Here is a 14,421-nt window from a genome sequence, read left to right on the forward strand (position 1 = left end):
AAATGGCGTGTTTCTTACCACCGAGTACACAGAGAGAAAGCACAGAGTCCGCAGAGTTAGATAGAAACCCTCGGTGATTCTCTGTGTAATACTCCTTTTCTCTGTGGTTAAATGTCGTATTTCTTACCACCGAGCGCACAGAGAGAAGGCACAGAGGCCACAGAGTTAGATGGAAACCCTCGGTGATTCTCTGTGTAATACTCCTTTTCTCTGTGGTTAAATGTCGTATTTCTTACCACCGAGCGCACAGAGAGAAGGCACAGAGGCCACAGAGCTGGATACATATTTTACACGAAATACTACTATTGAGGATTAATTTTCCTTTTTGTGTTTGAGGAAATCCTCGGTGAGTCTCTGTGTAATACTCCTTTTCTCTGTGGTTAAACCTCGTATTTCTTACCACCGAGTACACAGAGAGAAAACACAGAGTCCACAGAGTTAGATGGAAACCCTCGGTGATTCTCTGTGTAATACTCCTTTTCTCTGTGGTTAAATTTCGTATTTCTTACCACCGAGCGCACAGAGAGAAGGCACAGAGGGCACAGCGTTGGATGCATATTTATACAAGAAAACAAAAAGAACACTAAGGATTAATTTTCCTTTTATGTTTGAGAAACCCTCGGTGATTCTCTGTGTACCACTCCTTTTCTCTGTGGTTAAACCTCGTGTTTCTTACCACCGAGTACACAGAGAGAAAACACAGAGTCCACAGAGTTAGATGGAAACCCTCGGTGATTCTCTGTGTAACACTCCTTTTCTCTGTGGTTAAATTTCGTGTTTCTTACCACCGAGTACACAGAGAGAAAACACAGAGTCCACAGAGTTAGATGGAAACCCTCGGTGATTCTCTGTGTAATACTCCTTTTCTCTGTGGTTAAATTTCGTCTTTTAACCTCAGATTGCACAGAGACAACACACACTTAAATCTTGATTTCGAATAGACTCAAACTAATCCCCTCATAATGTTTGGGCAGCCCTTCCGAGTTTTTCAGATCAGCTATACCCACATAATCAAAACCGCTTTGCGTATAATGTTGGAGCAGTTTTTCGTTATCTGCCCAGGTATCCATGCGGATGAATTTTAAGTTATTTTCAGCACAAAAAGCCTTCGCCCAGTCAATAATTCTCTTCACAAAAGCAAAGCCTCTAAAATCAGGATGGGTAACAATGCGGTGAATGTAAATGGCATCCTGATCACGATCGCCCCAAATTAGCTTATCATCAAAAGTTACGGCAAAAATACAAGCCACTTGCCCGTCCACCAGGATTTTATATTGCCTGTTTTCGGCCACTTCAGTTTCAATAAGCGATCGGCTAAACCCTTGCCAATGTTTATTAAAAACCTTTTTTTGATGCGCTATCGCCATATCATAAAATTCGAATATGATATCTATATCGGCTGTACTGCTATTTACAACGGCTATTTTATTTTCCATCGTTATTAAGGTAAAAAAGAAAAGCAGCTAACCCTTCTTTCGAAATGTTACCTGCTTTCCGGTTATGATCATTCATGTTGTTAAAACGATAACACCATTACAAATGCTATTTTTGTCTGAAAAAGATTTGAATAGGTGCGCCGGAGAAATTAAAATTCTCCCTCAACTTATTCTCTAAGAAACGCTTATACGGATCTTTAATGTACTGCGGCAAATTACAGAAGAAGGCGAACATTGGAGAAGTACCATTAATCTGTGTAATGTATTTAATCTTAATGTGCTTCCCTTTTAATGCCGGTGGCGGATAAGCTTCAATTAATGGAAGCATAACATCATTCAGCTTCGAAGTAGGGATTTTCTTCCCACGGTTTTTATAAACTTCTAAAGCTTCTTCTATGGCCTTAAAAATACGTTGCTTATTCAGTACTGAAGTAAAAACAATTGGAACATCGGTAAAAGGTTTAATACGTTCTTTAATCTCATCTTCGAAAACCTTCATCGTTTTGGTATTCTTTTCGATCAAATCCCATTTGTTAACCAGAACTACGATTCCCTTCTTATTTTTTTCTGCCAGGTGGAAGATGTTAATATCCTGACTTTCGATCCCTTCAACAGCATCAATCATCAAAACCACCACATCAGCTTCTTCTAAAGCCTTAATGGTACGCATCACCGAGTAAAATTCAATATTTTCTTTAACCTTGGTTTTTTTACGTAAACCGGCGGTATCAATTAAAGTAAATTCATGTCCAAACTGGTTGTAGTGAATTTTAATCGAATCGCGGGTGGTACCTGCTACATCCGTTACGATATTACGTTCTTTACCGATAAGTGCATTAATCAATGAAGATTTACCTACATTCGGGCGACCAGCAATGGTAATTTTTGGAAGGGTACTTTCTTCTTCCGGAACGTCTTCGAAGTGCTTAATAACTTCGTCTAATAAATCACCTGTTCCAGAGCCAGTCATTGAAGACACAGCGTGAACCTCTCCTAAACCAAAGCTATAAAAAACACCGGTTTCATTGTGTAAAGCTGTATTATCTACTTTGTTAGAAACTACAAAAACAGGCTTTTTACTTCTGCGAAGCACTTTAGCGATCTCATCATCTAGATCAGTAACCCCTACCGTAACATCTACCATGAACAATACCACACTGGCTTCTTCAATGGCAATGAGTACCTGCTCGCGAATAGCAGCCTCGAATACGTCGTCTGAGCCCGAAACGTAACCTCCAGTATCAATTACAGTGAACTGTTTATCTGTCCACTCACCTACACCATAATGTCTGTCGCGCGTTACCCCGCTAAAATCATCCACAATGGCTTTACGGCTTTCGGTTAATCTGTTAAAAAGTGTGCTCTTGCCTACGTTCGGCCTGCCTACGATGGCGATAATATTACTCATGATCTGGCTGTAATGTTATTAAACTTAATGTTTTAGGGCACGTTTTAGTCATTAATACACTTATATTAACAGCAATTTCTGCCCAGTTTTTGTTCGATATTGAGTTCAATTAATTGATAATTTTAACATCAACCATTGAATATCAACAACTAACCCTTTTTCCAAAGAGCCTGCAAAGGTACGGTTAATTTTCGTAGCCGAAGCTTTTTAGATAGTTCTTTTTACTTCTCCAGTCTGGAATCACCTTTACAAACATCTCTAAGAACACTTTTCGCTCTAAAAATTTTTCAATTTCCAAACGTGCTTCTGTGCCAACTTTCTTAAGCATACTCCCTGCTTTACCAATGAGGATGTTCTTTTGCGAGTCGCGCTCTACTATAATTTCTGCACTGATTCTGATTACACCACCTTTTTTTCCGATTGTTTCTTCCTCATCTTTAAATGATTTGATAATCACTTCGGTGCTATAAGGAATTTCTTTTTGATAGTTGGTGAAGATTTTCTCCCGAATCATTTCCGAAACAAAGAACCGCTCAGAGCGATCTGTTAAATCTTCTTTATCATAATATGGTGGGTGCTCCGGAAGAATTTCCAAAACTTTATCCAATAATCCGTCAACATTGTGTTTATGCAAAGCAGAAATGGCATAAATTGCTAAGGGATTAATCTTTTCCTGCCAATAAGCGATCTTCTCTTCTACTTGTGCCTGATCTGCAGTATCTATCTTATTAATGAGTACAATGGTAGGGATATCCCGGTTTAAAACTTTCTCCAAAACATCTTCCTCATCATACTTTTCATGAATATCAGTTACAAATAAAAGTACATCAGCATCTGTTAAAGAACCGTTAACAAAACTCATCATACTCTCTTGCAAGCTATATTTTGGCTTGATAATCCCCGGTGTATCCGAAAATACAATCTGAAAATCTTCCTCGTTAACGATGCCTAATATACGATGCCTTGTAGTCTGTGCCTTAGGGGTAATGATACTAAGTCGCTCACCTACAAGCACATTCATAAGGGTAGATTTACCAACGTTTGGCTTACCTATTATACTTACAAAACCTGCTTTATGCGCCATTGAAATATTTTTTTAAAAAAATTTGCACTACAAAGAAACGAATTATATCTTTGCATTCCAATTCGGAAACAGTGTTAAGGATTTAACAATAGCATCATACGAGTTGTATATAGTGCGGGGTGGAGCAGTTGGTAGCTCGTCGGGCTCATAACCCGAAGGTCGCACGTTCGAGTCGTGTCCCCGCTACCAATTAAGTCGTGAGTCGACAGTCTTGAGTCATTAGCCTCCGGACTTGAGACTAAGAACTTAAGACTAAAAATAATGGCCCGTTCGTCTAGGGGTGAGGACGCCAGATTTTCATTCTGGAAACAGGGGTTCGATTCCCCTACGGGCTACGAAGCCGCTTTACGAAAGTAGAGCGGCTTTTTAGTTTTAGATACGCTACAGTTTTAAACCCCAACAGTACCGGTTTTCACTTCTCCTGCCCGCCTGTAATTCGCAATAATAACACCAGTGCTGGTAATTGTACTTTCGGCAAGCGTAAACGCGGCAGAAATAGCATGATCATCAAACAACTTTTTCCCTTTCCCTAAAATCACCGGATGGATATTGAGCCAGAATTCATCTACCAGGTTATGATTTAGCAACAGCTGAACAAGCTTACTACTGCCCCAAATTTTAATGTCTGAACCTTCAGTGTTTTTGAGCTTCTTGATATCGTCCACATTTTTAACGAACACCGTGTTTACCCAATCAGACTTCTCTTTCGTATTGGATAAAACATATTTAGTCACTTCGTTCACACCTAGCCAGTGTTCGGCATGTTTCGGCCAGTAATCCTCCCAAATATCAAATGTTTTTCTTCCTAAAAGAAGATCGGCAGGCAACAATTGCTTTTGCATGGCACCGCCATATTCCTCATCTCCGTAAGGCGCTGTCCAACCACCGTATTGAAAATCTCCTGATGGATCTTCTTCCGGCCCACCCGGCGCCTGCATTACACCATCCAGGGTGACAAAGGATAAAACAATTATTTTTCTCATATCATTTCGATTTTATTTAAACACAAGTATAAATTTCGGAAATAATAAAAAAGTACAAGAGGCATGCATACGGCAAATCCACGGGGCGAATGCGACAACAGTGCGATAAAAAGCTACTCCAGCTCTACCTGTTCAGGCCCGGAAATTTTCTCAATATGACAAGCACCTCGTCCACCCTTAACTTTTACGGTTACACTTTTTGTGGTATTGTTCACACTATCGAGGGCAGAAACCATCAGCTCATCTCCGCTCGAACGAACTTTCTCAACCGATGAATCGTCGATTACAATGTACAGTCCTTTTAATGCCCCATGCGAAGAAGAAAAAATCTGTTCAGCAGTCCTCTTGTTTATTACTTTAAAATTTTTCACGGCACGTGGCTGACCAACCTTATCTACAAAGGTAATACCAATATACCTAAACTCCTTGGTACACGATTTAAATGGAAAATCATTGCAAGCAAAAATGGTTAACGAAAGAATCAGGAAGAGATAGCGTTTGTTCTTCATAAGGGTTTTAAATGGAAACGTTTACCTGCAACAAACCGCTACACCATGATCCATTAAAACTAAAGATAAAATTTCTCAATAAAAATCACAGCGATATTTTGGCATGTAGTGCCTGATTTACCCACGTCAGATCAACGTGGGCAAACAGGGCTTAATAATCAACATAACCAACCAAAACTATATTGAACGTATCTTTAAAGCAATCCTACTAAAGAGAATTGAATACTATTATTATTTAGACTAATTATAAACAAAGTAACAATACAAAGTTTAACTTTCCAAATCTTTCTAATAGATTTTTTTTATTCGATGGAAATACAACATAGCGAAACCATCCATTCAATTGATTTTAAATCGATTACGATACCTGCATATTAATCACCAAAATTGTTCATTAAATTATTTTAAAATATTTTTCATTTACTATTTTGATTATTAAAAATAACGCTTACCTTTGCACTCCTTCAGATGCGAAATCAGAAGTTAAAAATAGAGTGCGGGGTGGAGCAGTTGGTAGCTCGTCGGGCTCATAACCCGAAGGTCGCACGTTCGAGTCGTGTCCCCGCTACCAATTAAGTCGTGAGTCGACAGTCTTGAGTCATTAGTCTCCGGACTTGAGACTAAGAACTTAAGACTAAAAAAGGGCCCGTTCGTCTAGGGGTTAGGACGCCAGATTTTCATTCTGGAAACAGGGGTTCGATTCCCCTACGGGCTACATTGGAAAAGCCTTCAACAAAATGTTGAAGGCTTTTATTATTTTACACCAAATTTAAGGCTATGTATGATATTTGTTGCGTAGGCCATATCACTTCAGATAAGGTTGTAAATACCCACACCACGCTTTATATGCCCGGTGGAACCGCTTTATATTTCTCAAGCGCATTTAGTCAGCTAAATGCAAAATACCTGTTAGTTACAGCTCTGGCAGAAGCTGACTTTGGATATGTGCGCGATCTGCAGCAAAAGAACATAACCGTAAAAGCATACCCTAGCCCTGAAACAGTTTACTTTGAAAACATCTATGGTGAAAATCAGGATGACCGGACTCAAAATGTTTTACATAAAGCTGCCCCCTTTCACAGCGGTCAGTTTAATACCATTGAATCTGTTTTTTTTCATCTGGGTCCTCTTCTTGCAGACGATATTCCCGCTGAACTTGTTCAAACCCTTTCAAAAAAAGCCCGTGTCAGTTTAGATGTGCAAGGTTTTTTACGCGAAGTAAAAGATCAAAAAGTTTATGCTGCTAAATGGCCACAAATGGCAGAAGTTTTACCTTTTATAGAAATTCTTAAAGCAGATGTTTCTGAGCTCGAAGCTTTAACCGGATGCCCAGAGACTTTAGATGGCGTTAAAATTGTTGCTGATTTAGGCGTTAAAGAAATTATTATCACCAATGGCAGTCAGGGCTCTGTAGTATATGCTGATGGATATTCTTATGCGATCCCCGCCTATCCTCCTGATGAAATTATTGACGCAACAGGTTGTGGAGACACCTATATGGCCGGCTATTTATTCCAACGCTTTAAAGGCACAGATATAGAAGAAGCAGGTCATTTCGCCGCAGCAATGGCCGGACTTAAAACCGCTAAAACTGGCCCTTTTATGGGTACTGAACAAGACGTGTTGGCTTTTCTCAATACATTTGCAACGCTTTAATAAGGTTTACTAAACGATTGCTTGCTTTTAAGAACCTTTTAAGTTATTCCTTTGTTGATATCGTATGGCAAAAGCGAAACGAAAATCTAAAAGTCCACGAAGAAAACGTAATAAATTAGGGGTTAAAAACAGTCTCGTTAACAACATCAATGCCCGGAAGAAGAAAGGGATTTCCCGTTCAAAGAAGAAGAAAACCATAGCTAAAAAGGCCTACGCCAAGAAGAAAAATAATTGGAAAGAATGACCCAAACAGCAGGTCATTCCTATTCATCATAGATTAGCGTTCTTGCCTGTGAAAAGTAAAATAAGACAGCGCCAGCACCATCAGGAAAATTAATGGTGCAACCTGGTTACTTACGGGATCTGCTGACGCATTATGGGCAATAAAAGCAGAGACAAAAGTGAAAGTTAAACCTGCATAGGCCCACTCTTTAATTACACCTTTCAGCGGGATAATCAACAACACCGCTGCCAGTACTTTCGCTATAGCAAGCTCTATTCGAAAATAGTCTGGAAAACCTAAATGTTGAAAGCCTTGTTTCACCATGGGGTTGCTTAAATAAGAATAAGCTGAAAACAACATCATTAAAGAAACAATTGCTGTACTTATCCAATAGGCAATTTTAATAGCTTTGGTATTCATATATCTTTTTTTGTGCAAACTTAGCCAGATTTACTATCCTAATGATACTAGTTTCCAAAAGGATAGTGGTATCCTTTGAGAAAGCAACTAACTTTGTATCATGACATTTAAAGAGAAACATCACGATATAGAAAGCTGTAATATCAGTTTAAATGCGGTTAAGGATGCGCTGTATGTGTTGAATGGAAAATGGAAACTTCCTTTAATTATCAGCTTGCAGGATGGTCCGAAACGTTTCAATGAAATCCAGAAATCTTTAGGTGAGATCACACCAAAAATTTTATCGAAAGAACTCAAAGACCTGGAGTTGAATGAATTTGTAATCCGCAAGGTATTCTCTACAACGCCAGTTACCGTAACATATGAAATTACACCATATAGCAACACACTGAATAAAGTGATAGACGAACTGAGGGATTGGGGACTAAAACACCGGGAGAGACTGATTGCTAACCGGAAAAATGGTGCTGCACCAGAAAAACCTTAACAATTTCAAAAGCAACTCATTCATTACCAATCGATTTTAAAGCATACTTTAAAGGTAAAATTAGGCTATCTTTGAAGAAAATAAAATCCATGGCAATACTACATAAAAAAGAAGAAAAGATACAAGCGGTAATTGGCCGATTACCTAAAAAATATACAGATGATGCTTTTGTTGAAATGTTTATTAAACTTTTTTCAAAAGATTGGGGAAAGATAAAATCAGCCTACATCAAACAATCGCAAGATAAAGAAGTAGGCACCGTGATTACAATGCCGAAGCCTGCTGATTATCTTAAACAAATATTAAATACTTTTCTTCAACAAAGTAAAACTGTAGAAGTAGCTGAAAAGCCTGTAAAAGCAGATAAAAAAGCAGCAGAACAACCGGACGCTGAAAAAGCAGTTGCTGTAAAGAAAGCTGTTGCGAAGAAAACAAAAGTGACAACCGCAACTGCAGAGCCAAAACCTAAAGTCGAAGTTGAAAAGGCTACGAAGGCAAAGAAAGCTCCTGCAAAAAAAATCGCAAAAGCTACTGAAGAAGCTGAAGAAGTAAAGAAGACTAAAACGACAGCAAAGAAAGCAATTATAAAAAAATAACTTTTTTTTCGCTCTTATATAATAAATCAGATTTTTTGGTGTTTATATATTCGAGAGCGTTAATTTAGATGACGGGGATAGGTCGGTATGATTTATCCCCGTTCTTTTTTAGTACGGCCTTGCAATACCTAATAGTTTCAATTAGACCTGCCTCGAATGCCCCCTAACAATTAGATACAAAATTGGTCCTCGACAAAGAAATTTCAAGAAAAAATAATCTCCAAAACAATAAAACAGCTCTTTGGCTGTTTATATATACGAGAGCGTTAATTTAGATGACGGGGATAGGTCGGTATGATTTATCCCCGTTCTTTTTTTTTGCTGGCCTTGCACTAAAACACTTAACAACCTATCTCGGATAGCCACCACTTCCCTAACAATTAGATTGAAAATCGGTCTTCGACAAGGAAATTTCAAAAAAAATAATCTCCAAAACAATAAAACAGCTCTTTGGCTGTTTATATATACGAGAGCGTTAATTTAGATGACGGGGATAGGTCGGTATGATTTATCCCCGTTCTTTTTTGCCTGGTTTTTCCGCCCCCTCTACCCTTTCTTTTTCTACACAAATGATCCGTTTCTGATTTTCTCCATTCAACAGAGAATTGTAAACTTTGACCTATAAATTGGCATATCGGGAAAAGTCGATATACATTTGCATCATGGATCAAGTAGAAATTTTTAAAGCTTTATCGAATAAAACCCGCTTACAGATATTAACCTGGTTAAAAACACCTGCTGAGAGCTTCCCTGAACAATTAAATCCGGATTTTGAAAATTTAGGGGTCTGTGTAGGTCAAATTCAGCTAAAAAGCGGGTTAACCCAAAGTACCATCTCTGAGTATCTTTCAATTTTGCAAAGGGCAGAACTGGTAACCGCTACACGTTTAGGTCAATGGACTTATTACAAACGAAACGAAGAAGGCTTTAAAAAATTAAGTTCCATGATCAATTCAACATTATAATTTAGAAAGTATGAATACAGATAGCTTATTCGGTCCATTTAGTTTAAAAACTTTAAATATTAAAAATCGCATCGTAATGGCGCCAATGACCCGTTCATTTTCTCCAAACGGTGTACCCACTGATGACGTTGCCAATTACTATAGCAAAAGGGCCGCTGGTGATGTAGGATTAATCCTCTCCGAAGGCACAGTAATTAACCGCCCGTCGTCATCTGCAGATCCTAATATTCCACATTTTTATGGAGATCAGGCATTGCAAGGCTGGAAACAAGTGATTGATCGGGTTCATCAGGCAGGTGGAGCAATGGGACCTCAAATCTGGCATCAGGGTATCATGGATAATCATGCGTCTGGGTGGATACCAGGTGCTCCCTTTGAGGGCCCATCTAGCTTTAACAAACCAGGTTTTGAAAATGGTGTTCCAATGACCGATACTGCGATTGCTGACACCATTGCAGCTTTTGGGCAGGCAGCAGCTGATGCAAAAGCATTGGGATTTGATACTGTTGAAATTCATGGTGCACATCAATATTTAATTGATCAGTTCTTTTGGGATGGAACAAACAACCGAACAGATATTTATGGTGGAAAGACCCTTGCCGAACGTACCCGTTTCGCAGTTGAAGTGATAAAAGAAGTTAGAAAAAGAGTAGGAGAAGATTTTGCATTGATAATCCGATTATCACAGTTTAAACCTGCTGCCTACGACTTCAAGTTAGCCAAAAACGAACAGGAAATGGAACAATGGTTAACTCCATTGGTGCATGCTGGTATCGATATTTTTCATTGCTCACAACGTCGTTTCTGGGAGCCAGAATTTGAAGGTTCAGATTTAAACTTCGCTGGCTGGGCAAAAAAAATAACAGGTAAAGCAACCATTACTGTTGGTTCTGTTGGATTAGATGGAGACTTTTTCGGTGCATTTGCCGGCCAGAGCTCAGCACCAAGTTCATTAGATGAACTGATCAGGAGAATGGATCGTGGTGATTTTGACCTTGTGGCAGTGGGCAGACCATTATTAGCCGATCCGGAATGGGTTCAAAAAATTAAAAGTAATCAAACCTCAGCATTAAAAGGCTTTAGTAAAGAGGCCCTGATGGAATTGGTATAGGCTAATTTTATTTTAAAAGTTAAAGGGCATTTTAAATAAAATGCCTTTTTTTATGCCCTCCTAAATGGTACGAAAACAGGCTTATTGTAGCTATTCCCCTTTCTACTATTATCACTATACTAAAAGCTTTTAGTTTTTATTCTGAGAGGATTTGTGTTTTATTATACAAAAATCAAAAACTTGCTTATTTTTTTTGGGAATTAAAAAAAAGTATAATACATTTACAACAGTAAAACGTTTTAGTCTAAGCTGCTGATACTGTAAATATTTATCACATTTTAAACCAAGCTAACTCATTTGCTATAACCAAAAGATAAACCGGAACTAAACTTACATCTTGATCATCCCTAGCCCTATTCACAAATAGGACGCAACCTGAGTATTTTATTCGGGAAGGAATTGCTTTGCCTTTTAACAGCTTGCAAAACATGCTCACCATGCTTTAATCTTCCGTTTTTTCCTTTTGAAAACCAGATAAGGAAACTAACTAATCAATTAATAATAAAACCTCTAAATGAAGATTAATTTACTCAAAATGATGGGGCTATCAGCGGCAGTGCTGCTCAATAGTCCGGTGTTTTCAATGAGTGCGAATGAAGAGCGGGCCGCAACGTTGAAAAACCCTATTTCCTTGCGGGCGCAAGCGAAAAAACCAATCACAGGAAAGGTTATGGATGAGAACAACATCGGAATTCCTGGTGTGGGAATCAAAAATGTAACCTCTGGGAAAAGTGCGCAAACAGACTCAAACGGACAGTTTACCATCGAAGCTAATGCCGGTGATGTTATCCGTTTCACGTACATCGGGTATGATAGTCAGCAGATTACCGTTGGCGAGCAAAACAGTGTAAACATTAAGTTAAAACCATCTGCAGATACCAAGTTAGATGATGTGGTGGTAGTAGGTTATGGTACATTAAGAGAAAAAGAGATTACCTCTGCCATTGCCAAAGTAGATTCTACCAAGTTCAGACAGAGCGGATCAAGAAACCCTTTGGATTTATTGGTTGGTAAGGTTGCTGGTTTGCAAATATCAAGGAACAGTTCAAACCCTAATAGTGGTGTTGGTATTCAGTTAAGGGGTGTAACTTCAATCAGTGGCACGGCCAGTCCATTAATTATTATTGATGGAATACCCGGTGGTAACCTGGATCTTTTACAGCAAGATGATATCGAATCCTTCAGCGTTTTAAAAGACGGTTCTGGCGCAGCTATTTACGGTACAAGAGCAAATGCTGGTGTTATTTTAGTAACTACTAAAAAAGGGAAGAAAGGTCCGTCAAGGTTTGATTACAATGCCTATGTAAGAACAGAGACTTTAGTAAAAAGACCTGATTTTATGAATGCAGAGCAATGGAGAGCCCGTATAGCCAGTGGAGAATATGTGGTGCCGGATAAAGGTGGTGATTTCGATTATTTCCAGGATCTCATTAATAAAAACAACGTTTCTAATAACCATAACTTAGCTATAGCCGGTGGTGGCGATCACTCCAACTACAGGGTAAGTGCTAATTATAGAGAGCTACAGGGATTTGCAAAAGAAAACGGGAGAAAAGAATATGGTGTTCGTTTAAGCTTAACTCAAAAAGGCTTACAGGATAAACTTCAGGCACAATTCAATGTTTCAACCAATTTTAACAAAGCCAACCTGCTTGGTGGTGGTGGTTGGGAAAATGTATTAACCAAGAATCCGACAGAATCTTATTATAATCCGGATGGTTCTTATGCATTTACCAGAACTATTACAAACGAGGTGGCCCGCTTAGAGCAAGAACGTTACGGTTTACAACAACAAACCTCATCTGTAGATGGCAAACTTGAATTAGAAGTAATTAAAGATTTGAAAATTGCCGCGTTCGGAGCTGTACAAAGAAATAACAGAATCTGGAGTGAATACAGGGATAAAGCAAGTCAGAACTCAGTAGAAAACGGAGATTCGCCTAATGGTGGCTACGCAGCCAAATCTACAGAGTTGAACCAAAACCTAAACTTTGAACCAACTATCGAATACACCAAAACATTTGGCAAGCACAAAATTTCTGGTATTGGAGGCTACAGTTTCAGATATGAAGTAAATGAAGGTTTCAATGCGAATAACAGAGGCTATGTAAACGATTTATTCGAAGACAATAACCTGGGTAGTGTACCAGTTAAGGTAAATACAATCGGTATAGGAAGTTTTAAAAACGACAACACCTTAATTGCTGTTTTTGCCAGAGTAAACTATGCATTAAATGATAAATATTTTGCTCAGGCCATTTTCAGACGTGAAGGATCATCAAGATTCGGAGCGAATAATAAGTGGGCTAATTTCCCTGCTATTTCCGGAGGTTGGAACATTACACAGGAAGATTTCATGAAGAATGTAACCTGGGTAAACAATTTAAAATTAAGAGCTGGTTATGGTGTTACCGGAAATTCTGGTTTTGCTAACTATGCTTCCCTGGTTACTTTATCTGGAGGTGGTATTTACTTATTCCCTACCAATGAGTATCTGCAAACTTATGGGCCAAGCAGAAACCCTAACCCGGATTTAAGATGGGAGAAAAAACAAGAAACCAATATCGGTTTAGATTTCACGATCTTAAACAATAAGTTAACCGGTTCGATTGATGTATACAAACGTAAAACTAAAGATCTTTTAGATACTTACACTTCTCCTCAGCCACCATTTGTAACCTCAAGTATCTATACCAACGTTGGAACAATTTCAGCAAAAGGTATTGAGTTAAGCTTAAGCTATGCTGCGATAAAGAATAAAGATTTTAGCTGGAACATTGACTTTGCCGGAAGTACAACAAAAAACATCTTAGATAGCTACTCTAATGATGAGTACCGCAGAGATATGAAAACGTTCGGTAGCATTGGAGGTTTCGGTGCTTTGGGCGATGCATTCAGAACTTATGAAGGCAGAGAGGTTGGTGAATTCTGGGGGAAACGTTTTGCTGGTTTCAGTCCCGATGGCAAATGGACGTTCTTCAATAGAAATAATGAAGTTGTGACTAATGCCCAAATTAACACTTCAGTTTTCAGAGATCAAACTGATTTAGCTGTAATCGGAAATGCTGTGCCTAAGTATTACCTATCGCTATCAAACGATTTTACATATAAAGGATTTGATTTGAGGGTATTTTTAAGAAGTAAGCTTGATTTCGATGTGCTTAATACCATGGCAATCTCTTATGGTAATAAAAATGGTGCTTCTACAAACTTGTTAAACAGTGCTTTCACAAAGTATGCTGAAATTAAAGATACTTATATGTACACTGATTATTATCTGGAGAGCGGTAGCTTCCTTAAATTAGATGAGGTAACACTGGGTTATACCGTTAAACTGAACTCAAAATACTTCAGAAATCTAAGAATGTATGTTACAGGTCAAAACTTAGTTACGATTACAGGTTATACGGGTAATGACCCAGACTTCATTCAGGATACTGGATTAGGACAAGAAATCAACGGCAGAAGCTTAGGTATCGATACCAGAAGCCCTTACCCTGCAACAAGACAATTCTTATTTGGTGTTAATTTCGGATTTTAATT

General features: G+C 38.6%; 13 protein-coding genes and 4 tRNA genes. 11 read left to right on the plus strand and 6 right to left on the minus strand.

Annotated elements, in window-relative coordinates; genetic code table 11:
- Nucleotides 1-920: 920 nt before the first annotated feature.
- The 3 genes from ACQY77_RS09925 to era all read right to left on the minus strand — a co-directional run bounded on the left by ACQY77_RS09925 (nt 921) and on the right by era (nt 3,928).
- Nucleotides 921-1,436: a GNAT family N-acetyltransferase gene (locus ACQY77_RS09925; protein ID WP_421942297.1), complete on the minus strand. Its 516-nt coding sequence runs from the start codon at nt 1,434-1,436 to the stop codon at nt 921-923.
- Nucleotides 1,437-1,542: 106 nt separating this feature from the next.
- Nucleotides 1,543-2,844: a ribosome biogenesis GTPase Der gene (gene der, locus ACQY77_RS09930; RefSeq protein WP_421942296.1), complete on the minus strand. Its 1,302-nt coding sequence runs from the start codon at nt 2,842-2,844 to the stop codon at nt 1,543-1,545.
- 184 nt (nt 2,845-3,028) lie between these two features.
- On the minus strand, nt 3,029-3,928 hold the full coding sequence (gene era, locus ACQY77_RS09935) for a GTPase Era (RefSeq protein WP_421942295.1): 900 nt from the start codon (nt 3,926-3,928) through the stop codon (nt 3,029-3,031).
- Between the two features lie 113 nt (nt 3,929-4,041).
- Between era and ACQY77_RS09940 the strand changes: the two genes are divergently transcribed.
- Nucleotides 4,042-4,117, plus strand: a tRNA-Met gene (locus tag ACQY77_RS09940).
- 74 nt (nt 4,118-4,191) lie between these two features.
- Nucleotides 4,192-4,263: transfer RNA gene (locus ACQY77_RS09945), tRNA-Glu, on the plus strand.
- Nucleotides 4,264-4,317: 54 nt separating this feature from the next.
- Here the strand turns inward: ACQY77_RS09945 and ACQY77_RS09950 are convergent.
- Together ACQY77_RS09950 and ACQY77_RS09955 are read right to left on the minus strand one after the other, a co-directional pair.
- Nucleotides 4,318-4,911, minus strand: a complete 594-nt coding sequence (locus ACQY77_RS09950) for a dihydrofolate reductase family protein (protein WP_421942294.1) — start codon at nt 4,909-4,911, stop codon at nt 4,318-4,320.
- Between the two features lie 113 nt (nt 4,912-5,024).
- Nucleotides 5,025-5,420, minus strand: a complete 396-nt coding sequence (locus tag ACQY77_RS09955) for a hypothetical protein (protein ID WP_421942293.1) — start codon at nt 5,418-5,420, stop codon at nt 5,025-5,027.
- A 495-nt stretch (nt 5,421-5,915) separates the two neighbouring features.
- Between ACQY77_RS09955 and ACQY77_RS09960 the strand changes: the two genes are divergently transcribed.
- The 4 genes from ACQY77_RS09960 to ACQY77_RS09975 all read left to right on the plus strand — a co-directional run bounded on the left by ACQY77_RS09960 (nt 5,916) and on the right by ACQY77_RS09975 (nt 7,320).
- Nucleotides 5,916-5,991 (plus strand) — tRNA-Met (locus tag ACQY77_RS09960).
- A 72-nt stretch (nt 5,992-6,063) separates the two neighbouring features.
- A tRNA-Glu gene (locus ACQY77_RS09965) sits at nt 6,064-6,135 on the plus strand.
- Nucleotides 6,136-6,197: 62 nt separating this feature from the next.
- Nucleotides 6,198-7,076, plus strand: a complete 879-nt coding sequence (locus ACQY77_RS09970; RefSeq protein WP_421942292.1) for a PfkB family carbohydrate kinase — start codon at nt 6,198-6,200, stop codon at nt 7,074-7,076.
- Nucleotides 7,077-7,140: 64 nt separating this feature from the next.
- Nucleotides 7,141-7,320, plus strand: coding sequence for a hypothetical protein (locus tag ACQY77_RS09975; RefSeq protein ID WP_421942291.1), 180 nt, complete (start codon nt 7,141-7,143; stop codon nt 7,318-7,320).
- Nucleotides 7,321-7,353: 33 nt separating this feature from the next.
- On the opposite strand, the gene ACQY77_RS09980 is transcribed toward ACQY77_RS09975, so the two are convergent.
- Nucleotides 7,354-7,719, minus strand: a complete 366-nt coding sequence (locus ACQY77_RS09980; RefSeq protein ID WP_421942290.1) for a DoxX family protein — start codon at nt 7,717-7,719, stop codon at nt 7,354-7,356.
- 100 nt (nt 7,720-7,819) lie between these two features.
- On the opposite strand from ACQY77_RS09980, the gene ACQY77_RS09985 reads away from it, so the two are divergent.
- From ACQY77_RS09985 to ACQY77_RS10005, 5 genes are all read left to right on the plus strand, one after another.
- On the plus strand, nt 7,820-8,206 hold the full coding sequence (locus ACQY77_RS09985) for a winged helix-turn-helix transcriptional regulator (protein WP_421942289.1): 387 nt from the start codon (nt 7,820-7,822) through the stop codon (nt 8,204-8,206).
- A gap of 71 nt (nt 8,207-8,277) precedes the next feature.
- The gene (locus ACQY77_RS09990; RefSeq protein WP_421942288.1) at nt 8,278-8,802 is read left to right on the plus strand and encodes a hypothetical protein; all 525 of its coding nucleotides are present in this window, start codon (nt 8,278-8,280) and stop codon (nt 8,800-8,802) included.
- A gap of 662 nt (nt 8,803-9,464) precedes the next feature.
- Complete coding sequence (locus tag ACQY77_RS09995; RefSeq protein WP_421942287.1) at nt 9,465-9,767, plus strand: ArsR/SmtB family transcription factor; 303 nt, start codon at nt 9,465-9,467, stop codon at nt 9,765-9,767.
- A 10-nt stretch (nt 9,768-9,777) separates the two neighbouring features.
- Nucleotides 9,778-10,878 (plus strand): NADH:flavin oxidoreductase, encoded by a 1,101-nt coding sequence (locus ACQY77_RS10000; protein WP_421942286.1) that lies wholly within the window; start codon nt 9,778-9,780, stop codon nt 10,876-10,878.
- Between the two features lie 514 nt (nt 10,879-11,392).
- A complete protein-coding gene (locus ACQY77_RS10005) occupies nt 11,393-14,419 on the plus strand; it encodes a SusC/RagA family TonB-linked outer membrane protein (RefSeq protein ID WP_421942285.1) in 3,027 nt (1,008 codons plus the stop codon).
- The last annotated feature ends 2 nt before the right edge of the window (nt 14,420-14,421 follow it).

This window comes from Pedobacter sp. (assembly GCF_965279535.1).
Taxonomy (GTDB): domain Bacteria; phylum Bacteroidota; class Bacteroidia; order Sphingobacteriales; family Sphingobacteriaceae; genus Pedobacter.

Coding starts and splice junctions, on each gene's coding strand:
- ACQY77_RS09950 (WP_421942294.1), bottom strand. CDS start 4,911: ATGAGAAAAATAATTGTTTTATCCTTTGTCACCCTGGATGGTGTAATG.
- ACQY77_RS10000 (WP_421942286.1), top strand. CDS start 9,778: ATGAATACAGATAGCTTATTCGGTCCATTTAGTTTAAAAACTTTAAAT.
- ACQY77_RS09985 (WP_421942289.1), top strand. CDS start 7,820: ATGACATTTAAAGAGAAACATCACGATATAGAAAGCTGTAATATCAGT.
- ACQY77_RS09955 (WP_421942293.1), bottom strand. CDS start 5,420: ATGAAGAACAAACGCTATCTCTTCCTGATTCTTTCGTTAACCATTTTT.
- ACQY77_RS09980 (WP_421942290.1), bottom strand. CDS start 7,719: ATGAATACCAAAGCTATTAAAATTGCCTATTGGATAAGTACAGCAATT.
- ACQY77_RS09975 (WP_421942291.1), top strand. CDS start 7,141: ATGGCAAAAGCGAAACGAAAATCTAAAAGTCCACGAAGAAAACGTAAT.
- ACQY77_RS09970 (WP_421942292.1), top strand. CDS start 6,198: ATGTATGATATTTGTTGCGTAGGCCATATCACTTCAGATAAGGTTGTA.
- era (WP_421942295.1), bottom strand. CDS start 3,928: ATGGCGCATAAAGCAGGTTTTGTAAGTATAATAGGTAAGCCAAACGTT.
- ACQY77_RS10005 (WP_421942285.1), top strand. CDS start 11,393: ATGAAGATTAATTTACTCAAAATGATGGGGCTATCAGCGGCAGTGCTG.
- ACQY77_RS09995 (WP_421942287.1), top strand. CDS start 9,465: ATGGATCAAGTAGAAATTTTTAAAGCTTTATCGAATAAAACCCGCTTA.
- ACQY77_RS09925 (WP_421942297.1), bottom strand. CDS start 1,436: ATGGAAAATAAAATAGCCGTTGTAAATAGCAGTACAGCCGATATAGAT.
- der (WP_421942296.1), bottom strand. CDS start 2,844: ATGAGTAATATTATCGCCATCGTAGGCAGGCCGAACGTAGGCAAGAGC.